Source organism: Lunatibacter salilacus, from assembly GCF_009797935.1.
In the GTDB taxonomy this organism is placed as follows: domain Bacteria; phylum Bacteroidota; class Bacteroidia; order Cytophagales; family Cyclobacteriaceae; genus Lunatibacter; species Lunatibacter salilacus.
The window spans coordinates 118,576-139,722 of the sequence record NZ_VOLC01000009.1 but is presented as its reverse complement, the minus strand read 5'-3'; the positions used below and the strand labels follow the sequence as shown (position 1 = coordinate 139,722).

Below are 21,147 nucleotides of genomic sequence, written 5' to 3'. Positions count from 1 at the left end.
ATTATGAGAAATTATCTCTATATAGCGCTTCTTTTGGCACTTTCATCTCCAATGTATTATGCATGTGGGACGAGTAAAGACCAATCCATCGAAATACCTCATGAGAGGGATCCAAATGAAATCATCATTACCCAAACGCAGTTTGACAAAGCGCAAATGGCTTGGGATTCACTTTCAGCCCATACCTTTTCGGATTTTATCCTAACCAATGGTATCGTCAATATTCCAGCGGAAGGACGCTTTGATGTGAGTTCATATTTTGGGGGAAATATCATCCGGTTTGACCTGCTGGTAGGTCAAAAGATTGAAAAAGGACAAGTTCTCTTTACCTTGGAAAATCCGGAATTTGTGCAGATGCAGCAGGATTACTTGGATGCGATGAGCCAGCTGTCCTACCTCAAATCGGACTATGAACGCCAAAAAACACTCAATGCTGAAAACATCTCTTCGCAAAAGAGTTTTGCGAAAGCAGAATCCGATTATAAAAGTACCATGGCTATCACAGAGAGCCTCCGTAAAAAACTCGAATTGGTCAATATCTCTTCCAACGATCTGGATCCCACCAAGATAACCTCTAGAACGAACATCTATGCACCCATTTCAGGCTACATTGAATCCATAAAAGTCAACCAGGGAACTTACCTAAAACCTTCCGATATCGCACTGACGATTATCAATAAAGATCACCTGCATATCGAGCTAAATGTGTTTGAGCAGGACGCCATTTCCTTGAAAATAGGACAGCAGGTAACCTTTTACCTACCCGATAGCAAAAGTAGGGAGTTTAAGGGAAAGATTTTTCTAATTGGACAATCCATCAATGAGAGGCGCATGCTCAACATTCATGTCCACCTCGATGATGAGAAAGAGGGAAATCTACTCGTACCCGGCATGTTTATCGAAGCAAAAATTGGGGTAAAAAGCAGCAAAAACACAGCTTTACCATTGGCCTCTGTCATCAATTCCAACGAGGTGAATTATGTCCTTGCTTTGACAAAGAAAGAAAATGATCTCTACTACCTCAAAAAGACTAAAGTGGATATAGGATTGCAGGATGATCAGATGGTAGAAATCCTATCGGAAAATGACTTTGATTTTAAAACTACATTCCTTTCAAAAGGCGGTTTTCAATTGATTAAATAATATTTGCTAACACATTCAAAAACATAGTGCAATCCTATATTTACCAATACCTACCTCTCGGCAGGTAAGCTGGATATTAATTGATATTCTGGATGCTATCGATAGTGGTGTGATATTGGGATTATTTAATTAATTGGGGAGCTGCAGCATGTATTAAATGTCCTAAAATAATATCCTCGCTATTTAAAAAAGCGGAATCCCGTTTATCAATTTAACAAAAGAATAAGGTAAATTAGATTCTTTAATTGTTTATCGAGAATTATGGATTATAAAGGGCTCAGTGATCAGGAAGTAAATGCCAACCGAAAGTCTTTTGGACGTAATGAAGTTGAGGAAAATACCCAAAGTCCTATATGGGGTATTTTGCTGGAGGTAATCAAAGAGCCTTTATTTATCATTTTGATAGCTGCATCAGTAATATATTTCAGTCTAGGGGAGACCACCGAAGGGATTATTATGTTGGTGGCAATAGGACTAGTTTCGGGAATATCCATTTTTCAGGAAAACAAAAGCCGGAATGCCGTCAACGCACTTAAAAAGCTCTCCAGTCCCCAAGCAAAGGTTTACAGGAACAATGAAATCATCAAAATCCCGACAGAAGAGGTGGTCGTTGAAGACCTGATTTTGGTTGAAGACGGAGGTATGATTCCCGCAGATGCCAAAATAATTGAGGCGCATGATTTCTCGGTTAATGAAAGTATTCTGACTGGTGAGTCCCTTTCTGTGTCTAAAGATGAGCTTTCCGAATCTCCCTTGATTTTCCAAGGTACGATGGTTGATTCAGGTAATTGTGTAGCCGAAGTCACCGCAATTGGAAAAAACACTGCTCTGGGTAAAATAGGGACAAGTCTAGGAAAGATCGAAGAGACCAAAACCCCCTTACAGCTCCAAATCAAAAGCTTTGTTCGCACTATGGTAATCTTTGGAGCCATTGCTTTTCTGCTCGTTTGGGGAATCAACTACCTCAACTCCCATGATATTCTAAATTCCTTGCTTTTTGGCCTGACCTTAGCCATGTCGGTCCTACCGGAAGAAATCCCGGTAGCTTTCAGCACGTTTATGGCTTTGGGGGCATATCGGCTTTATAAAAATAAAGTGATCACACGGAGTCCTTATACCGTGGAAACCTTAGGCACGGCGTCTGTCATCTGTACGGATAAGACGGGCACCCTGACAGAAAACCGGATGGAACTGAGGGCAATTTATGATTTTTCATCCGACAGTCTCACAGATTTAACAAAGGACGAGGCTTCTTTCAACGCAACCATTGAATATGCCCTTTGGGCTTCGGAGATCCTGCCATTCGACCCGATGGAAAAATCCATCCATGCTTTTTATGAAAAGCTGGCACCGGTCGATGAAAGGAAGTCAGCAAAAATGCTTCATGAATATCCACTAGGTGGGAAGCCTCCCATGATGACACATATTTTTCAACTGGGAAACGGAGAAAAAATCATTGCTGTCAAAGGAAGTGTAGAAGGGGTAATGAAGCCAAGTAGTTTGTCTCAGACAGACACTGAAAAAGTTCTTGCACAAATGGAAGGATTCACGTCAAAAGGGTATAGGGTCTTGGCGGTAGGTAGGGCAGATGCGAGTATTGAGAATTATCCAAAGACACAGGAGGAGTTTGATTTTGAGTTCTTGGGGTTGGTAGCCTTTTACGATCCTCCAAAAAAGAATATCGGTGAGGTACTGAAAACGTTTTACAAGGCTGGCATTGAAGTGAAAATGATCACAGGCGATTATGCCCCAACCGCTACTGCAATAGCCAGCCAAATTGGAATGAAATCGGCAGGGAAAGTATTGACAGGAGATGAAGTGATGACTCTGGATAATGCGGGTCTTCAAGAAAAAGTAAAGGAAACGGACATTTTTGCACGCATGTTTCCGGAAGCAAAGCTCAAAATCGTCGAAGCACTAAAGCAAAACGGGGAAGTAGTGGCCATGACAGGAGATGGTGTTAATGACGGGCCGGCACTTAAGGCAGCACATATCGGCATAGCTATGGGTAAGAGAGGGTCCGAGGTCGCCAAGAGTGCTGCCGCGTTGGTCTTGATGGACGATGACTTAGGTCACATGACTGAGGCGGTGGCTCTGGGAAGAAGAATCTATGAAAACCTCAAAAAGGCCATTCAATACATTATATCCATCCATATACCTATTATTTTGGTCGTATTGCTACCGTTGGTTTTAGGCTGGGAATACACGTTGATTTTCACACCGATCCATGTTATTTTCCTTGAGTTGATCATGGGCCCAACTTGTTCTATTGTGTTTGAAAATGAGCCCATAGAGCCAAATTCCATGAATAATCCACCAAGAAAAATGTCACAGACTTTCTTCTCATGGGCCGAACTTTCTTTGAGCGTTGTACAGGGACTGGCGATTACCGCCGCTAGCTTGGGGTTGGGTTATTACCTTATGGTTACCGGTGAAACCATAGAGACCGTTCGAACCATTATTTTCTCAACGCTGGTTTTTAGCAATGTATTTCTGACACTGGTGAACAGGTCTTTCTATTACTCGGTACTGAATACAATCAAGTATCCCAATAAATTAATCCCACTGATTTTGGGCATTTCGATCCTTTTACTGGCGATGATCCTGGCAATCCCTTCCATTCAATCTGTATTTGATTTTGAAACGGTAAGAATATCGCAAATAGGGATGGCATTGGCCCTGTCGTTTTTAGGGGTGTTTTGGATAGAAATATGGAAGGCTTGGAGGAGGAAAAATCGGCTACTTAAAGATTGAGCTGAATTTTTTGTGGTGAAAAAAATGTAGAAGTCAATAGAAATTATCCGTGAAAATCTGTGCAATCCGCTGAATCAGCGTTCTATTCTTTGAAGTAAAGTAGAACACCGATGACACGGATTAGGCGGATAAAACGGATTTTTTTACCCATTCAGAAGTACGCGTCATCAAAAATAATCTGCGGAAATCAGCGCAATCCCGAAAACTCGGGACAAGTTCTGCGGGACATCTTTTGCAGGTCAAATGGAACACGGATGACACGGATACAACGGATAAAACGGATTTTTTTTCTCATTCAGAAGTACAGGTCAACAAATATAATCTGCGGAAATTAGCGTAATATGCGGGACACCTTTTTGGAAAGTAAATAGAACACCGATGACACGGATTAGGCGGATTTCATTGGGTGTCGATTTAATTGTAGACGTCAATAAAAAAATCTGCAGAGATCCGTTCAATCCGGCAAATCAGCGTTCTAACTTCTGTGTAACCGAGTGACCTCGGTGATTCTATTTTTTCACGCAACGGGCGCATCGATGGTGCGGCATACGCAGCGATATTCAAAAATCTCTATGTGAACTATGTGGTAAAAAAAACCACAAAGGACACCTTACATATTTATTTCCTTCAGCCCTAGCAACGCACTCAACTCCCCCAAATCTTCATACCTGTCTACATCACTTAGTATAGGCAAAAGGTACACACTATTAACAAGTGAAGAGGCAATCTCCATAGTATCGGTAAACACACTTGCAGTACTCCATTGAATACCCTCAAACAATTCCGGAATCGGACTGGTAAGGCCCAGAAGATAGTAGCCGCCGTCTTTAGCTGGCCCGATTACCATGTCAGTAGCGTTTAATCCTTGAAATGCATCCTGCAAGATATTTGACTTTAGTTCGTGACAATCTGTACCAATAATCAAAACTTGCTCATATCCGGCATCAAATACTTCCGCAAAAGCAGCAGCCATCCGCGCCCCCAGGTCTCCACCACATTGTCGGCAAATATGATAATTTGAATTTTCACTATATACCGAGTCAGGTTCCCCCGCAAAAAAAACAAATATATCCGCATCCATGTCCTCTAATTGGCGATGGGTGTAGGCTACTAAAAAACTATATACTTTAAGGGCTTGTGCATCTCCGATACGCTGGGCTAAGCGGGTCTTTACATTACCGGATACCGCAGCCTTTTGAAATACTATTATCGCTTTCTTCATGAATCCCCAAAGGTAAAAAAGTTTCCTATTCAAACCCCTTAAAACAAAAAAGGGAAGGTTTTACCCTTCCCTTAAATCATTCCTTAGTGATTAAATTGGTCTTCCACCACGGCCACTGCGGCCTTGTCCACCTCCCCGGCGGTTTGAAGGTCCCTCTGGTCGGTCTCTACCGCGGTCTCTCAAAGTTCCCTGCCGGTCTTTGGCCTCCTTTTGCATTTCTTCCCATTTTTCCTTTTGCTCAGGGGTCAGTACACCAGCAATTTTTTCTTGGTGGGCGGTACGGGAAGCTTGCATCTCTTTCCTCATCTCTTCCCTTTTTGCCATCCGGTCTCTTGCCTGCTCCAGTTGGATATCATATATTGACTTTTTTTGGGCTTCACTGAGCTCCAGTTTTTCAGCCATCCGATCTGCCATCCTTTCCGCAATTGCTTCAGGTGTTCTTTCCGGTCTTTCGGTTTTCTTATCTTGTTGGGCGTTTGCGGTAAAGATCAAACCCAAACTTAACGTGTAGATAAACAATAGCTTTTTCATGGTGTCTGTTTTTTTAATTGGTTTATTTACAGGTTAGACCAAACGTAATCCGGATAGTTTAATCAGGCTATGAAAGTAAAATGTTAATAAACCTTAAAAGAAAACGGTTGGGTTTTTCAAAACCAGAAACTAACGACTTTTGTGAATTAACCCCCATGGCGTCCTTTGAGTCTGCGGCGTGAAACATTTCTCGCTGCGGCCGCAACGGTGGCGCAGCGTCCGCAGCGACTTTTGTGAATTAACTCCAGTGGCGTCCTTTGCGTTTTCTTTGCGTCCGTGGCGTGAAACCTTTATCCCAACGATCGCAATCCAGATTACAATGCATCATTGGTTTATTCCCAGAGGGAGGTGTTTCACTTATTTTTCTACCACCTCTTTTTTTATAAAATCTTTGCGTTGTCTAGGACGGATAAGGAGACGCAGGCTTGGATCAAATGCCAAATAATTCCAGGCCCAGTCCATGAAAATAAAAAGTTTGTTTTTTACACCCAATATGGCCATCAGGTGAACAAAGAGCCACGTCATCCACGCAAGAACACCTTGAAAGCGAATAAATGGCAAATCCACTACCGCCAGTTTTCTTCCTACAGTTGCCATAGATCCCAAGTCCCGGTAATGAAAGGTTTTCCAAGCCTTTGCCTTATCCAACCCTAAAAGATTGTTGGCTAGGTTTTCAGCCTGTTGTAGCGCCACTTGGGCTACTTGTGGATGTCCACGGGGATACTCTTCCGAAGTAGATATACATAGATCCCCGAGTGCATAGATATTTTCAGATCCCTTCAGTAAGTTATATTCATTTACAAGCAACCGTCCATTGGGGAGCATTTGATCTTCCTGCATACCATGGATTCGATTTGCCTTAATACCCGCTGCCCAAAGTAATGTATGGGTAGCTATGGGTGGAAAGTCTTTGAGTGTAACCTGTTGCCCGTCATAGTCCAGGACTTGAGTGTTCACCATTACTTCTACACCCAATTTTTGCAAATAAGCTTTCGCCTTGGACCTGGCTGGGTCAGACATACTGGAGAGTAGGCTCGGTCCTGCCTCTATCAGCACCACTTTCATGTTGTTGAAGTTTAGCTCGGGATAATCTTTTGGAAAGACATTATTTCGTAGTTCAGCTACGGCTCCCGCAAGCTCTACGCCGGTTGGTCCTCCACCCACGATTACCACGTTCATCATGGTTTTTCGGCGGGACTCTTCTGCTATATTTATTGCGGTTTCATAGTTGGAGATAATTTTGTTGCGGATATACAATGCTTCGGAAACAGATTTCATTGGACTGCTATATCTTTCAATATTGTCTAACCCGAAATAGTTGGTATCCGCTCCCATGGCTAAGACAAGAAAATCGTAATCCAGATATCCAACATGGGTGTAAATTCTGGATGCTTCTTCGTCGATTCGTTCAGCCACCGCCATCCGGAAAATGATGTTTTTCGATTTGTGAAAGACTTTCCGCAATGGGAACGAAATCGCACTGGGTTCAAGTCCCGAAGTGGCTACCTGGTAAAAAAGTGGCTGAAACTGATGGTAATTGTTTTTGTCAAGAAGGATTACCTGAAAGGAGGAATCCCTCAGTTTTCTGGCCAACTTTAGTCCCGCAAATCCAGCACCGATGATTACTATGCGTTTGCCTTGGGGTTTGGGAATGTTCGGAATGGGAGATTGTGTGTAAAAATCCATACAGTATGGTATTGAGTAATAAGATAGCTTACGTTAATATCCGGGCTTTAGCCATATTTCTATTTAATTTCTTCACATTTCGCCGATAAATAAGGGAAATAAGATATGGAAACTATTTTGAGGGCTGCTTATTCAAAAGTTTTATTAATTTTACCGCGTTAATATCGGTAAAATATGGGAAGAGCTTTCGAATTTAGAAAAGAGAGAAAATTCAAACGCTGGAATAAAATGTCCAAGGTATTCACCCGCCTGGGCAAAGAAATCGTAATCGCGGTCAAGTCCGGTGGTCCCGATCCGGATACCAACGCCAAGCTGAGAACAATCATCCAAAACGCCAAGGGTGCTTCCATGCCTAAAGACAGGATAGAAGCAGCGATAACCCGGGCAAGTAACAAAGATGAAAAAGATTACGAAGAAGTTGTGTACGAAGGTTACGGGCCTCATGGAATTGCGGTGATCATCGAGACGGCCACTGACAATATCAATAGAACTGTGGCCAATATACGTCACTATTTCACTAAAGCAGGCGGATCTCTTAGCACCTCCGGTTCCGTGAGTTTTATGTTTGACCATAAGGCGGTATTCCGTTTTGCGGCTGCGGAATTTGATATGGAGGAGTTGGAACTAGAACTTATCGACTATGGATTGCAGGATATAGACGAAAATGAGGGGGAGATTTTTATTTACACCGCTTTTGAAGATTTCGGGAACATGCAAAAGGCACTTGAGGATCGTCATATTGACCTCATCAGTGCTGATTTCCAGCGGTTTCCCATGTCCCTTACAGAGCTGACTCCCGAGCAGGAAGATGAAGTAATGAAAATGATAGACCGAATCGAAGAAGATGACGACGTTAATCAAATATACCATAATATGGCCTAATTCAGGGCATTTCTATTAGCTATCACCACCAATGGCATTTCCAAAGAGAAAAAATTTACACCAACAGACCAGACAGAAATTAGTAATCGTAGGAAGTAAGAATCCGGTCAAAATCCAAAGTGCTGAGGACGCCTTTCAAGCTGTTTTCGAAGGTCAGTTTATTGTGCAGGGATTAGAGGTAGATGCGCAGGTCAGTGCACAGCCTGTCGGGGACGTAGAAACTTATACCGGTGCATACAACCGCGCCTATGCTTCCAAGAATGCCTTTCCAGAAGCTGACTTCTGGGTAGGCATAGAAGGTGGTGTGGACGAAGTAGGGGAGCAAATGGTAGCCTTTGCCTGGGTCGTGGTTTTGAACGGTTCCCAAATCATAGGCAAGGCCAAGACAAGTACTTTTTTCTTGCCGGATGCAATATCCGAACATTTACGAAAAGGCAAAGAACTGGGCGACGCTACAGACAAAATATTTAACAAAGAAAATTCCAAACAAGCAGGAGGTGCAGTAGGTTTACTTACTAAAGGTTTGCTTCCAAGGAAAGAATATTATTATCAAGCTGTGATACTTTCACTCCTTCCATATATGAATGAAGAATTTTATTGATGGGGTTTATTAAAAATAGAAAATACCTATTTGGTTTCATAAATAGTTGATACTAAATTGCAAGTGGTTTAACAATCTTTTTACTGACAGTTATATTGAGCTATATAAACTGATAATTCATTCTGTCGGTTAGATTGATTTATTGACACGAAACCTGCCATACGTTCGTTATCAATAAAATTAAGTTGCTTTTGATCAAAACACGAGAAAGGTAGAAAGGTTGTTTATCACCCATACATTAACCATCACCGACTACCGTGCGGGGCCTGTCTTTCCAGTCAGGCCCTTTTTTTCACCTAACAATCTGCTTCAAAAAAGCAGTCAAGGCTTCTTTCCAATTCGGGGAGGCATCCCACTCTGATCCTATATAAAGTTCATTTCGCACCAAAAATTTGATGTAATATTTGACCACTATCCGATTAACATCTGTATCTGGGGGAATATTTACTCCCATACTTTGCATAATGTCACCTTCCCTTCCTTCGATGCGCATGAGTATAAATTGGATCCTGCTTTGTATTAACTCCTGATTGCTGAGTGTCTCGGTCAGGAATTCAACTTGATGGGTGTATACTTCTCTGAAGACCTCTTCCAGCCCTTGTTTTTCCGCATTTTGCTCCGCTTCACGTTGTTCAGGGGATTTCCCAAATAGATCATGCCGAAAAGTAGTGAGGAATCCCGATTCTCCGGAAGCCCCAGTTAGAACCACACCTAACTTGAAAACGTCGAGATTAAGCGGGGCCTGCTTGAGATAAGAGGTATTGCTACTCTCTGTTCCAGTAGGAGATTGGGGAAACTCAGGAACTTCCAATACCAAATAATTTCCCGTTGGCTGATTTCTACCTAATGAAGCTACATTATCCTTGAATTCTTCCATGGTGGAAGCGGTTGTGGATAGACTTTGACCCATACGAAGGATATTTTTGTCACCGCTGAACGGAAAAACCTGAAGGTGAAAGCTACCGTCCTGCTTACGGGTAACCACCACTATACTTTGAACAATCCTTTTAGTAAAGCTGTCGGCGAACGTCGCCTGTGTGGCTTCCGAAAGGACCACATCCTCCAACTCGTAGTAGGCAATGGGGTCAGCTCCTGATTCAACCAAGGAAAGGTGGATTTCCTCTCCGATATTTTCCCAGGAATACGCAGGTGACGCCGACGGGGAGGCTGAAACCAAAACTACCGATTTACCGTTTAAAAATACCTCCGCAGGACTATCCTGCCCAAAAACATATGAAGGAAAGAGCCAAATAAAAACAGCTGTCGAAAGATATTTCATGTACAAATTCTAAATCCAGTTGCTAAAGTTTCGTATTTTCACGAATATACACAACGATATCGATAATCTACCCATATGAAAACGGTGAGAAAAGCCATTTTATTTCTTTTTTTATTAGCCCCGGGATTTTTAATTGGACAAGTACTCGATAAGGAGCAGCTAATCAAAGATATTACCTACCTGTCTTCACCAAAGTTGGAAGGCAGAGCTACACTGAGTGAAGGAAACAGATTGGCGCAATCTTATATCGCGGAGCGATTTCACGACTTGGAATTAACCAGTCAGTTTCAAGATTTTATTCAATATTTCACCATGAAAGGGGGAAGGCGTACCCAAGACCAACAAAATCCGGCAAACATTATTGGGTTTATTCCTGGCAGCGAAACGGATACTCTTATTCTAGTGATGGCACATTATGATCACCTGGGTACAAAGGGAAAGGATATCTTTTTGGGAGCCGATGACAATGCTTCCGGTACTGCCGCATTGCTGGCTTTTGCTGCTCATTTTAGTCAACATCGACCTAAGCACTCTTACTTGTTTGCTGCATTAGATGCAGAGGAACTTGGCTTGCTCGGATCCAAAGCACTGCTGGCGGATTTTCCTTTTCCACTAGATCTGGTCAAAGTAGTGGTAAACATGGACATGATCAGTCGCAGCGAAACTAACCGCCTCTATGCGGTCGGCAGTCGTCATTACCCCCAGTTAAAAAAATATCTGTTACCCATCAAAGAAAACTCTTCCATAGATCTATACCTAGGTAATGATGGTGGAACCGGTGAAAAAGATTGGTCGAATGCCTCAGACCATGGTCCTTTCCATGCTAAAAGCATACCTTTTATATATTTTGGCGTGGATGACCACGAGGATTATCACAAGCCTACCGACTCGGTTGATCGTATTGACCCGGATTTCTACACCAAGGCGACCGAACTTATCCTTCAAGTACTACTTCAGATCGAACGTGATATTCTCTAAGTCATTTAAATATATAGGTTGCCGAAAGGCGGCCTATGGTATTATTTTTGTCCAAGCCAGGCACAAAGTACTGATCTCCCGTCTGTCGAAGATACCATTTGTAATTTAAGGTCCGCTGGAATTGCGCGGTTGCGGATAATAGTAAGTTACTCACCCTCCATTCTGTAATAAAGCCTGGTATAATGTCTACGTATTTAGTTCTCCAGTCCTTAGACTCTTCAAACGCAAAATAATAAAAGTCATTGTTGTTATTAATATATTCTAGTTGAAACCCAATTTTGTTAAAATTTCTAACCCAAGCCAATTCCGCCGAAATGACATTACTTCCAGGGCCATAGCCAAATCCTAATACTTGTCCCTGGTGTGTGTATCCGTGCCTCACGTGGGGGTGGGTATACCAACTGTTTTTTGCTAAAATATTCTCTCTGATAGTCTGACCGGTTTGAGTAATTTCCAAACCGACCTGCATAAAGGCATCCGTTTTTTTCAGTGGAATAAGGTGGGTTAGCCCAAAGGAAAATGCCCTATTCAGATCAGGATTGATTAGAAAATCATGAAGTGAGCGGCTATTCCCGTTTGAGCCATATTCTCCATAAAACTCAAACCTTCCCTTGGGTGATATCCACCTAAAGTAACCCGCACTAAGTTGGTTCCTTTTGTCTACATCTGGTCGGCTGATGGATTCCGGACCTTTTTGGCTGTTGAAAAGTGGAAGATAATCACCGAATTTAGACATATCCGAATTGTACATTTGGGAGACGCTGCTAAATCCGAGAAATAGACCCGGAACCCATGTTGGCTGATAACTGAGTACAAAGCCGGATATGTATCTCCAATTCTGGCTTTCCTGTTTGGCCACATAGAGAGGCGTCTGGGCGTATGAAATATCAGTTTGGGGAGGGGCAATACCCGAATCTTCCAGCCTTCCCGCTATAAGCTGCGTTTCGAATTTTCCAATTGGCGTATTAATGGGTTCCCGTGTATTTATTGTTGCATGTAGAAAGCCGGGCGCATGGTTACTCATCAGCAGGGATGATCTCCTGGCTGGACCCCACCAGAGATTTTCGGTGGAGATTCCTATCGATAGTTCCCTATGGTTGAATCGAATACTTGACTGGCCGGGCAATATGCGGGTATAGGGAGATGTTCCAAAACGCTCCGGTATATCGCTTGTGTTCAGCCATTCATAATAACGCATCCATGTGATGCCATAGTGTTCAGTTGGAAAACCCTGAAAATCCCTGTTCGCCGCATGGATAAACTCCGGTTGAAGTTGGATTGAAAAAGGGCCGTACTCACCATAAAATCCCATACTTATTAAATGCTGTAAGCCACGGTTTGGAATCATGGATCCGTCATTCAAGCCGAAGGCATAATTGGAATTATATTGGGTACGCCACATGACGGGAAGAATCTGAAATCTGCCTTTGTTCTCTAAAAACCTAAATTTGATTTTAGACAAATCCTCATCCGTGAATGTTCCGTCTAGGTCTATACCATTGTCTTTCTTAAGCGACTGTTGGGGATACAATGGCCTAATCATAAAACTTATCGTTGAATCGGTCTTACCCAACAGCTGTTCCCGACGGAGATAGTCCTCCATTTCCCGTTGATTTAGAGAGAGACTTTGTCCGATGGCATGGAAAAAATTAATCGCCACAAGGGATGACAACACCAACAGCTTAATTGCTCGATTCATGTTTTTTTATTTATAGGCGTTATTTTATAATCAAAGTACTGACTTCGATGTTGGCAATTGACCAACTTTCATCGCATAATGGATTTGGAGTATTCGTCTGCTTTAGTTCATCTCCTAATAAGATGTTTAATTGTCCCCTAGAATGGGAAATTAGCTTGGTAACCCGATACAAGGTAGTCCAACCAGGTAAATCAGCATATTGACATCTACCTGGGAGTTGTGTGGTTTCTGCTGCAGTTTTGGGCTCCAAAAACCTGGGATAATTTTCGGGATAGGATTGGTATAAACAGTAAAGGGTATTGCAGGGGCTATTGGAAAAAGTAGTCCGGATTACTTCAGATCCGTCTAGTTGCATATACCAAAAATCAGGACCTCCCACATCGTCCGAATTGCCATCCCAACTGTCATGAACCAAGATGTCAACACTGACCCGTACCGTATTGTGGGATGGTAAGTTAGGAACGTTAATTGAAACTTCGGCTAAATTATATGGCCCCAATACCGGCCTTCCCTGGAACTCGTCGAGCTGCGCATTGTCTATATTGGTCACATCCATGGCCGAAAAATCATTTTGATAGACCAATACTTCCTCCAATAGCGAGTGTTCACAGGAGGTACAAACTACCCACAAACATATTAAAAAAAATGCCTGACGTAGCGAAAACTTTGACATAACAATTGATTTAACAACCACCATTTTTTGCGTTAAAGGAAAAAGACTGAAATAACTACCCAGTTTTTCCAATGCCCTAATTTCAGGCAAATAAACAAAATATTCGCCAATCTTAACACTTACAAAACAGTTTATTGTCTGAAAGTGAAGGAGCTTCTAGGCTAATCGAGGAAGTATACCCGCTTCACACGATTGCTGATATGAGTCAATAATTCATATGGAATAGTCCCAATTTCTTTCGCCAGTTCTTTCAAGTCAATTCCTTCTCCAAATATTGTAACCTCATCACCCGCTTTTGCAGGTATATCGCCTATGTCCAACATGGTCATATCCATACATACGTTTCCTATGACCGGTACCTTTTTTCCATGAACGAGTCCAAATCCCTTACCATTGCTAAACCTCCTGTCAAACCCATCCGCATAACCGATGGCAATCGTAGCTATTCTTGTCGTTCTATCCCTAGTCCCCATTCTACCATAGCCAACTGTTTCTCCCGCGTTGAGTGTTTTGACCTGTGATATGGTCGTTTTCAAGGTGCCCACCTGCTGCAATTGGCCTTTAGACCCTTCATCAACTGCAATTCCATAGATGCCAATACCTAGCCGCACCATGTCCATAGCATATTCGGGAAAGCGAAGGATACCCGCCGTATTCAAGGCGTGTTTCAAGGGGATATATTCTAAAAAGGATTGCAATATTCCATTCATTTCATCAAACAGAGAAAGCTGCTTAAGGCTAAAATCGTCATGCTGGGATTCGTCAGAGCCAGCAAGGTGAGTAAAGACGCTTTTAATTCGAATTAGCGGGTATCTGGCTAATAGTTCCCTTACTTGTCCAAGGTCCTTTTTTTCAAAGCCCAGTCGGCGCATACCGGTATCCAAATCTAAATGAACAGCAGTTATTTTTCCTTCCAATTGGCTGAAAGTGCCTATGGCCGTTAAAATTTCTGTACTATAAATTACCGGCTCTAACTGAAAAGCCTGCATCTGGCTAAAATTTTCAATTCCGGCATTTAATACCATAATGGGCAGCGTAATCCCGCTGTTGCGAAGTTCAACTCCTTCATCCGGATAGGCGACCGATAAATAGTCAGCTTTTAGCTTTTGTAAATGATTGGCTATCTCAGTCGCACCGCCGCCATATGCAGCCGCTTTTACCATGACCATCACTTTGGTTCCTTTAGGTATTCTTTTCCGATAAAAGAAATAGTTGTGTGTCAGTGCGTTGAGGTTAATTGCCAAAACTGTACCGTGGATCCGCTCTTCCAGTGCTTGGACAATCTTCTCAAAAGCAAATGTTCTTCCTCCTTTGATTAAAATAAGGTCGTTGTCGAAAGTTGTGAGATCGGCTGTCCTTAAAAACTCATCTGTATTTGCAAACCATTTACCCCTTACCTCCAAACTTGTAAGGTGCCTACCGATCTCCATTCCTATGCCATATATTTCATCAATTTTGAAGTGATCCAGGAGGGTTTTTACTTTGTGGTAGCTATTTTTTGAGGAGCCTAGTTGTGGAAGGTCGGATAATATCACCTTTCGCCGTCGTTTTTGCCTCTGCACCTGCATAAACTCCAACGCTACTACCAGTCCTCCCAGATCATTGTTGTAGGTGTCGTCAATCAATGTGCACTGACGGAGACCGGCTTTCACGGTAAGGCGCATGTCTACTGACCTGAGAAGTGGGATGGCATCTTGAATCTGTGTGGGGCTGAGGCCTAGAGTGAGGCAGGCGACGATTACGTGCCTTAGGTTTTCGAGCGAAGCTTCGTCCGAAAAACTGCAGTTAAATGTAAATAAACTTAAATCCGGTCGCAATAAGATTATTTTGGTCTTGTTGGGTTCTTTTCTTACAGCAAGTGTATAATCCGCTCCCTCTGTTTCAGACCAGCTGATAAGCCTTTCTGGCATGAAAGTGGATTGAAAATATGCAGCTACCGCTAATTGATCCTTCCGGTAAATGATATATTGGCAACCGGAAAATAGCAGTGCTTTTTCCTTAAGTTTTTCGTCTTTTCCGGAAAAATTCCCGTCATGTGCTGTCCCGAGATTCGTGAATAATCCGATAGTTGGCCGAATCATTTCTTCGAGATTTCTCATCTCACCGGGTTGAGAAATGCCCGCTTCCAGTACAGCTACCTGATGGTCAACGGCCATGGTAAAGATGGAAAGCGGTACACCAATTTGACTGTTGTAACTTTTTGGGCTTTTTACTACTCGGTAGTGTTGTTCCAAGAGCTGCCCTAACCATTCCTTAACGATCGTTTTTCCGTTACTCCCAGTGATTGCCAAAACGGGTCCTTGGAATTGATTTCTGTTCCAAGCAGCCAAAAATTGTAGCGAACGTAGGGTATCGCAAACTAATAATATCGTCGTGTCTGCATAATTTCGCAGTAGGCCTGTTTCATATCTTCCTTTCTGAACTAAAAAATTCCTCACCCCTCCCTCGTAGGCAGCTTTCAAAAATGAATGTCCATCAGTCTTTTCTCCAGGTAAGGCAACAAAAAGAATTTCTGGCTCAGGATAGATCCTTCTGGAATCAATGCAAATGGAGGAGATATATCCCTGATTACCATCCGAAAGGATGGTGGCTTCAAAGAGTCCAGCCAACTCTGTAAGTTTGATTTTTTTTACCATGGGAAAAGTAAAGTACCGATTAGGTTGTCCACGAAAGATTTGGCTTAAATTTAAGAATTCCAACCACTTTTACCGTGGCTGTTACTGATTTAGTAATAGAAAATTGGTTTGTTGAATTTTTTGTAAACATCTATATTATTGCTATATTTGAAACAAATGTAACACCTTAATGGCGTACTATTTATAAAAAGCTTCACCTGATATGCACACGCCTAATAATCTTTCGAAAATACTGAAAATCGCTGCTTTTGGCGGAATGTTGTTTTGTTGTCTGTTCATTACTGAAGTTACCGCCCAATCTGATAAAGAGAAATCAGATTCAGAACAAGTGAAGTCTCCATACAATTCGTTCACAGAAACTGAAAGAAAGGAAATGTACCATCAGCCGTCTGAGAAGAAATCATCAAAAATGAGTTCCTCCACGGATAAAGTAACTAGGGACAGCAGTGGATACCGTGTTGAGGAGCTGAGCGAGGTAAAGGACGAAGCGACATCAACCCTCTCGTTTAATATTTTCCTTTATGTCCTAGATAGATTCAAAGAAAAATAATCCCACTATTTTTAATCCAGCACAATTCCAATCTTTACTTTTACGTTCGAAATAGCACCATTCACTGATTCAACTGACCTTTTCCTTTTTAATTAATTTGAATTTCTTTTTCTACGAGTTTGTAGACGATTTTTCTGAATTCGGACAAAATGTAAATGAGAAGTCACTATTTGATTCATTTAATGGCTGTATAGCTTTTATAACTGCGTAGAAAGACTTATTTTTAAATTCCCCAATATAAAGCTGTTATGATTGAAACTGTAAAGAACCTAGGTAAAAAAATGATTGCTTTATGCATTACTATGCTATTCCTTGCCGAAGTGCCTGCTCAGGAAATTGCATTGCAATTATATAGCCTGAGAAACCAAATGAAAACCGACGTGGAAAAATACCACGAAATCATTGATCAGTGGGGAATTCGCTATATCGAGGGAGGGGGTACTTACGACATGCCGATGAAAGCTTATAAGGATTTACTTGAGAAGTATGACCTTCAGCTCATAAGTGTCGGAGGCTCCTATGAGGAAATGCGAGATAATCCACAGGCTGTCATTGCTAAAGCCAAAGCATTTGGGGCTAAATATATCGTTACGTTTTGGATTCCACATACCTCTGGGCTTTTTGGGGAAAAGGAAGCCAAGGCCGCAGTTGAAGTCTTAAACAAAGCCGGTAAATTGGTTCAAGATGCAGGTCTCGTCTATTGCTATCATCCGCACGGATATGAATTCAAACCTTACGAAACAGGAACACTCTTTGACTATATGGCGGCCAATGCAACCTATTTTGATTTTCAACTGGATATTTTCTGGGCTCAGATGGGCGGTGTTGACCCGTTGGCATTGCTTAATAAATACCCTGAAAAATTCCCCTTACTCCACTTAAAAGACCGCAAGCCCGGAACACAGGGTACAAGTGATGGTACTGGAGACGTGGAGACCAATGTGGTTTTAGGGACCGGGGATATAGACATCGCAGCCATTATCAGAAAGGCGAAAGAAATCGGTGTGGAATACCTCATCATCGAAGATGAGTCTTCCCGATCAGTAAGCCAAATCCCACAAAGTGTCTTTTATATAAATTCCATTTTAAACGAATAATAAGTTCGTATTTATTTTTTTTCATCAGATTTTTATGGCGTTCCCCCAACATTAGATAGTGGATTTCGTATGAAATTACATGACTATGAGGATATTAGAGTTTAATTAATACACTCAAATTCCCAACTAAACCAACTATTCACAAATGCTTCTTATTTCCCGTGCGTTAATTCTTCTATCGTTTCTGTTTACTGGTGTTTTTGGTACCTATTCACCACCCTTGGAGGTCATTTCTTTCGATACGTTTGAGCAAATGACCCAAAAATCTTCCGATAAAATTAAAATTTATAATTTTTGGGCTACCTGGTGCGCTCCTTGTGTGAAAGAGATGCCGGCGTTTGAAAAAGTTAATTCGGAGGACACAAGTGTCGAGTTATTGTTTATTTCATTGGATGATGGGCGCAGACCGGAAAGGGTGACTGCATTTATTGAAAAAAGAGGTGTGAAATCTCCTGTCTTCCTTTTAGATGACGTGGATTTTAACAGTTGGATTAACAAGGTGAGCGAAAAGTGGTCCGGCGCAATCCCGGCAACTCTTTTTGTAAAACCCAACGGAGAGCGGATTTTTCATGAGGGGGACTTGGATGAAAGCGAATTAAAAGACATTATTAGTCAACTTAAATAACATAACCATGAAAAAGATTCTTCAAAAAACACTCTTTTTTACTGTCATAATCATGCTGTTGACCAACCTTGGAGCATTTGCGCAAGGTGGATTCCAAGTAGGCGATAAAGCAATGGACTTTGATCTGAAAACTGTCGAAGGCACTACCGTCTCCATGGCCAACCACCCGGATGCAAAAGGATTTTTGGTGATCTTTTCCTGCAATACCTGTCCGTATGTGGTAGCCTATGAGGACCGGATGATTGAATTGCACAACACCTATGCCCCCAAAGGTTTCCCGGTGATTGCTATCAATCCCAATGATGCCAAACGAAGTCCCGGCGACAGTTTTGACAATATGAAGAAAAGGGCGAAATCCAAAAACTTCCCCTTTGCCTATGCGTATGATGAAACGCAGGAAATTACAAAAGCTTATGGCGCCACCAATACCCCACAGGTTTATTTGGTAAAGAAAGAGGGCAATGATTTTATTGTCAAATATATAGGAGCGATTGACAATAATTATCAGGATGCTTCCGCTGTGACAAAAAAATACGTTGAAGACGCCATGGAGGCGGTATTGACAGGAGGTAGTGTAGAGGAAGAGCGGACAAAGGCTATTGGATGCACCATTAAATGGAGAAAATCCTAAGCACTCAAAAAAAATAAAAAGCCTTTCCCATACGACGGAAAGGCTTTTTTTAAACCATTTAATACTCTATTTAGATACACTAGTGTGTAACGTTATCTCAAAAAAATCATTTTTTTATGATCTGAATTGGGCTGGATTTTTAAAATTAAGCTAATTTCGATTTTTTCAGGTTAAGTAAATTTACGTATTATTACGGAAAGTATTTGGGTAAAGAAATATGTTGATCACAAAGAATAATGAGTTATCAGAAGTTTTAAAAATTGTTTTAGATGCATTGAAATCGGCAGCAAAGGATACAGGACATCCTTTTCGGTTTATGTCATTGGCCACTATTCACCAACAGGTGCCGGATATTAGGTATGTGGTACTTAGAGCAATGGATGCAGAAGGATGCCTCTACTTCTTCACCGATTACCGGACTCAGAAAATTGGCCATATCCGAGCCAACCCTGATGTAGCCTTGCTTTTCTATGATTCTGAAAAAGGGGTTCAGATAAGGATGCAGGGTACAGCTTTGGTTCACAGAAACAATGCTGTGGCAGAAAAATTCTGGATGACGGTCGAAGGGGAAGCTCAAAAAGCATACAATCCGGTCTTAACTCCCGGGACACTAATTTCCCATCCGGTCGAGGCCTATAATTGGCCTGAAAACATGGGAAACTCTAATTTCTCTGTGGTTCAGATAGTTCCTTCCGAGTTTAATGTCCTGCAATTGGATGGGATGAATCATATTCGGGCAAAATATGTGCGAAATGATGACAAATGGAAAATGGATTGGATCGCTCCTTAAACTAAACGTTAACTTGGTTTACTTGGCTTGGGTAGAAGAAATGATACGTTCCACAAGTTCGCTATGATAGGCACCGTTGAAGGGTCCAAAAAAATTCATATCCCTGACTTCATATAATTTCTCCCCATAATATTTGTCGGGAGTGATGTATCCGATATAGCCCCCGTTAAAACAGGTCACGATAAGGTGTAACCCTTGGGATTGGGCAAGTTTCTCCCATTCTTCATAAAAAACACCAGACAACTCACCGCTGCTGGAGATAAAAAGAAGATTACCCAATTGTTGAATGTCCAAGTGCGCAGGGCTATCACCAAATGCCCAGTCAAAAAGCCATGGCCTTAGGCGTAAGTTGTCACTTATTCGGTAATGGGCAGATCGTAATTTCATTGTTAGTTTCCCGGATCTTAGACTAGTTCTTAGAAGAGTGTCGTGGGAAATTGTATCCGATTTAAGGACAGAATCAAGCCTATACGCATAGTCTTGAATTCTCTTAGGTCCCTCGCCATCACCTACCGGACGGTGGCTTCCCACGGTTCCTGAAGCGAACAAAGAAAAATCAACTGTCTGTTCCTGAAGTTTTGTGAGGTAGAAAGGGTAATCTCCAGAAAGGCCCATATAACGGCCAGGCAACATGGTAGAGTGCGCGCTGAAGGTTAGCAATGACCCCGTTTCTCCCGAGTTTTTTTGGATGCGAAGTTCCCGGATGTAGGGATCGATTGGATCGTTTTCGATTAGGCGGTTGGTGACGAAGTCGGCAGCATACGTCTTTCTATAGGATAAGGTCGCTGTATCCATTGATGACAAAGAACTTTTAAGGCTTAGGACAGTCTCGCTTGCCAACAGATCTACAACTTCTTCATCTAATCCCCCCATTGTAAGCCTGCCAATCAAACCGGGAGAATAACCCCCATAGCCGCTGTGGGTGTGGGTCGTGGTAAAATAGATATGGTTTATGGGCAATTTTTCCCCGATAATCCTATCCCTTATTTTTTGCGCCAAGTACGGATGGACAAATAGGATCTCATAGTTGATAAATGCAATCAGTTGCTCATTGTTACCCAATATTAGGGTTTTTACATAACTACTGTCCAGTACGAATTCATAATCTCCACGGGGTTTGTATGGTATCAGCGGCTTAGGTTCGCCTGGTGTGATGTTTTCTTTTGACCATCCTGCTAAAAAGTATCCATTGTCTGATGACTGCCAAGCTAAATTTTCAAGGGATTCCACCGTTTCATGATAGTAGGCAGTTTCTTCATATGGCGTCCAGTCCACATAGGTGATGGTCGAAAACACAACCACTACAAAAAAAAGTAGCGTGATAATAAGGAAACGTAAAAGTAACTTTAACATGAGCCCGGATTGAATGT

Annotated in this window: 18 protein-coding genes; 10 read left to right on the top strand and 8 right to left on the bottom strand. The window is 42.0% G+C overall.

The features are described from left to right. Positions 1–3: 3 nt before the first annotated feature. Both FQ608_RS13620 and FQ608_RS13615 read left to right on the top strand, forming a co-directional pair. The gene (locus FQ608_RS13620) at positions 4–1,143 is read left to right on the top strand and encodes an efflux RND transporter periplasmic adaptor subunit (protein ID WP_158858789.1); all 1,140 of its coding nucleotides are present in this window, start codon (positions 4–6) and stop codon (positions 1,141–1,143) included. Between the two features lie 261 nt (positions 1,144–1,404). Further along, positions 1,405–3,897 (top strand): cation-translocating P-type ATPase, encoded by a 2,493-nt coding sequence (locus tag FQ608_RS13615; protein ID WP_158858788.1) that lies wholly within the window; start codon positions 1,405–1,407, stop codon positions 3,895–3,897. A gap of 610 nt (positions 3,898–4,507) precedes the next feature. Here the strand turns inward: FQ608_RS13615 and FQ608_RS13610 are convergent. The 3 genes from FQ608_RS13610 to FQ608_RS13600 form a co-directional block, all read right to left on the bottom strand. Further along, positions 4,508–5,119 (bottom strand): TIGR04282 family arsenosugar biosynthesis glycosyltransferase, encoded by a 612-nt coding sequence (locus tag FQ608_RS13610; RefSeq protein ID WP_158858787.1) that lies wholly within the window; start codon positions 5,117–5,119, stop codon positions 4,508–4,510. Positions 5,120–5,209: 90 nt separating this feature from the next. Continuing rightward, a complete protein-coding gene (locus FQ608_RS13605; RefSeq protein ID WP_158858786.1) occupies positions 5,210–5,650 on the bottom strand; it encodes a Spy/CpxP family protein refolding chaperone in 441 nt (146 codons plus the stop codon). Between the two features lie 357 nt (positions 5,651–6,007). Beyond that, positions 6,008–7,336, bottom strand: coding sequence for an NAD(P)/FAD-dependent oxidoreductase (locus FQ608_RS13600; protein WP_158858785.1), 1,329 nt, complete (start codon positions 7,334–7,336; stop codon positions 6,008–6,010). A gap of 174 nt (positions 7,337–7,510) precedes the next feature. Here FQ608_RS13600 and FQ608_RS13595 point away from each other — a divergent pair, with 174 nt between their 5' ends. Beyond that, positions 7,511–8,218, top strand: a complete 708-nt coding sequence (locus tag FQ608_RS13595) for a YebC/PmpR family DNA-binding transcriptional regulator (RefSeq protein ID WP_158858784.1) — start codon at positions 7,511–7,513, stop codon at positions 8,216–8,218. A gap of 31 nt (positions 8,219–8,249) precedes the next feature. Beyond that, positions 8,250–8,819, top strand: coding sequence for an inosine/xanthosine triphosphatase (yjjX, locus tag FQ608_RS13590; protein WP_158858783.1), 570 nt, complete (start codon positions 8,250–8,252; stop codon positions 8,817–8,819). 292 nt (positions 8,820–9,111) lie between these two features. On the opposite strand, the gene FQ608_RS13585 is transcribed toward yjjX, so the two are convergent. Then, positions 9,112–10,098 (bottom strand): NTPase, encoded by a 987-nt coding sequence (locus tag FQ608_RS13585; RefSeq protein ID WP_158858782.1) that lies wholly within the window; start codon positions 10,096–10,098, stop codon positions 9,112–9,114. 75 nt (positions 10,099–10,173) lie between these two features. Here FQ608_RS13585 and FQ608_RS13580 point away from each other — a divergent pair, with 75 nt between their 5' ends. Further along, positions 10,174–11,076 carry a M28 family peptidase gene (locus FQ608_RS13580; RefSeq protein WP_158858781.1) on the top strand — a complete coding sequence of 301 codons (903 nt, stop codon included), beginning with the start codon at positions 10,174–10,176 and terminating at the stop codon, positions 11,074–11,076. Between the two features lies 1 nt (position 11,077). Here FQ608_RS13580 and FQ608_RS13575 read toward each other — a convergent pair whose 3' ends face one another. The 3 genes from FQ608_RS13575 to FQ608_RS13565 form a co-directional block, all read right to left on the bottom strand. Then, positions 11,078–12,775, bottom strand: coding sequence for a capsule assembly Wzi family protein (locus FQ608_RS13575; protein WP_158858780.1), 1,698 nt, complete (start codon positions 12,773–12,775; stop codon positions 11,078–11,080). A 19-nt stretch (positions 12,776–12,794) separates the two neighbouring features. Continuing rightward, a complete protein-coding gene (locus FQ608_RS13570) occupies positions 12,795–13,448 on the bottom strand; it encodes a hypothetical protein (RefSeq protein WP_158858779.1) in 654 nt (217 codons plus the stop codon). A gap of 161 nt (positions 13,449–13,609) precedes the next feature. Then, a complete protein-coding gene (locus FQ608_RS13565; protein ID WP_158858778.1) occupies positions 13,610–16,084 on the bottom strand; it encodes a bifunctional UDP-N-acetylmuramoyl-tripeptide:D-alanyl-D-alanine ligase/alanine racemase in 2,475 nt (824 codons plus the stop codon). A gap of 202 nt (positions 16,085–16,286) precedes the next feature. Between FQ608_RS13565 and FQ608_RS13560 the strand changes: the two genes are divergently transcribed. The 5 genes from FQ608_RS13560 (at position 16,287) to FQ608_RS13540 (ending at position 19,777) form a co-directional block, all read left to right on the top strand. After that, positions 16,287–16,634: a hypothetical protein gene (locus FQ608_RS13560; protein ID WP_158858777.1), complete on the top strand. Its 348-nt coding sequence runs from the start codon at positions 16,287–16,289 to the stop codon at positions 16,632–16,634. A 248-nt stretch (positions 16,635–16,882) separates the two neighbouring features. Beyond that, complete coding sequence (locus FQ608_RS13555; protein WP_234364197.1) at positions 16,883–17,731, top strand: sugar phosphate isomerase/epimerase family protein; 849 nt, start codon at positions 16,883–16,885, stop codon at positions 17,729–17,731. A gap of 145 nt (positions 17,732–17,876) precedes the next feature. After that, positions 17,877–18,356: a TlpA family protein disulfide reductase gene (locus tag FQ608_RS13550; protein ID WP_158858776.1), complete on the top strand. Its 480-nt coding sequence runs from the start codon at positions 17,877–17,879 to the stop codon at positions 18,354–18,356. A gap of 7 nt (positions 18,357–18,363) precedes the next feature. Beyond that, positions 18,364–18,987, top strand: coding sequence for a thioredoxin family protein (locus FQ608_RS13545; protein WP_158858775.1), 624 nt, complete (start codon positions 18,364–18,366; stop codon positions 18,985–18,987). Between the two features lie 217 nt (positions 18,988–19,204). Beyond that, entirely contained in the window at positions 19,205–19,777 is a 573-nt protein-coding gene (locus FQ608_RS13540) for a pyridoxamine 5'-phosphate oxidase family protein (RefSeq protein WP_158858774.1), read from the top strand. Between the two features lie 18 nt (positions 19,778–19,795). On the opposite strand, the gene FQ608_RS13535 is transcribed toward FQ608_RS13540, so the two are convergent. Next, the gene (locus FQ608_RS13535; protein WP_158858773.1) at positions 19,796–21,130 is read right to left on the bottom strand and encodes a neutral/alkaline non-lysosomal ceramidase N-terminal domain-containing protein; all 1,335 of its coding nucleotides are present in this window, start codon (positions 21,128–21,130) and stop codon (positions 19,796–19,798) included. Between the last annotated feature and the right edge of the window lie 17 nt (positions 21,131–21,147).

Coding starts and splice junctions, on each gene's coding strand:
- FQ608_RS13610 (WP_158858787.1), bottom strand. CDS start 5,119: ATGAAGAAAGCGATAATAGTATTTCAAAAGGCTGCGGTATCCGGTAAT.
- FQ608_RS13535 (WP_158858773.1), bottom strand. CDS start 21,130: ATGTTAAAGTTACTTTTACGTTTCCTTATTATCACGCTACTTTTTTTT.
- FQ608_RS13540 (WP_158858774.1), top strand. CDS start 19,205: ATGTTGATCACAAAGAATAATGAGTTATCAGAAGTTTTAAAAATTGTT.
- FQ608_RS13550 (WP_158858776.1), top strand. CDS start 17,877: ATGCTTCTTATTTCCCGTGCGTTAATTCTTCTATCGTTTCTGTTTACT.
- FQ608_RS13565 (WP_158858778.1), bottom strand. CDS start 16,084: ATGGTAAAAAAAATCAAACTTACAGAGTTGGCTGGACTCTTTGAAGCC.
- FQ608_RS13605 (WP_158858786.1), bottom strand. CDS start 5,650: ATGAAAAAGCTATTGTTTATCTACACGTTAAGTTTGGGTTTGATCTTT.
- FQ608_RS13570 (WP_158858779.1), bottom strand. CDS start 13,448: ATGTCAAAGTTTTCGCTACGTCAGGCATTTTTTTTAATATGTTTGTGG.
- FQ608_RS13575 (WP_158858780.1), bottom strand. CDS start 12,775: ATGAATCGAGCAATTAAGCTGTTGGTGTTGTCATCCCTTGTGGCGATT.
- yjjX (WP_158858783.1), top strand. CDS start 8,250: ATGGCATTTCCAAAGAGAAAAAATTTACACCAACAGACCAGACAGAAA.
- FQ608_RS13560 (WP_158858777.1), top strand. CDS start 16,287: ATGCACACGCCTAATAATCTTTCGAAAATACTGAAAATCGCTGCTTTT.
- FQ608_RS13580 (WP_158858781.1), top strand. CDS start 10,174: ATGAAAACGGTGAGAAAAGCCATTTTATTTCTTTTTTTATTAGCCCCG.
- FQ608_RS13620 (WP_158858789.1), top strand. CDS start 4: ATGAGAAATTATCTCTATATAGCGCTTCTTTTGGCACTTTCATCTCCA.
- FQ608_RS13545 (WP_158858775.1), top strand. CDS start 18,364: ATGAAAAAGATTCTTCAAAAAACACTCTTTTTTACTGTCATAATCATG.
- FQ608_RS13585 (WP_158858782.1), bottom strand. CDS start 10,098: ATGAAATATCTTTCGACAGCTGTTTTTATTTGGCTCTTTCCTTCATAT.
- FQ608_RS13595 (WP_158858784.1), top strand. CDS start 7,511: ATGGGAAGAGCTTTCGAATTTAGAAAAGAGAGAAAATTCAAACGCTGG.
- FQ608_RS13555 (WP_234364197.1), top strand. CDS start 16,883: ATGATTGAAACTGTAAAGAACCTAGGTAAAAAAATGATTGCTTTATGC.
- FQ608_RS13615 (WP_158858788.1), top strand. CDS start 1,405: ATGGATTATAAAGGGCTCAGTGATCAGGAAGTAAATGCCAACCGAAAG.
- FQ608_RS13600 (WP_158858785.1), bottom strand. CDS start 7,336: ATGGATTTTTACACACAATCTCCCATTCCGAACATTCCCAAACCCCAA.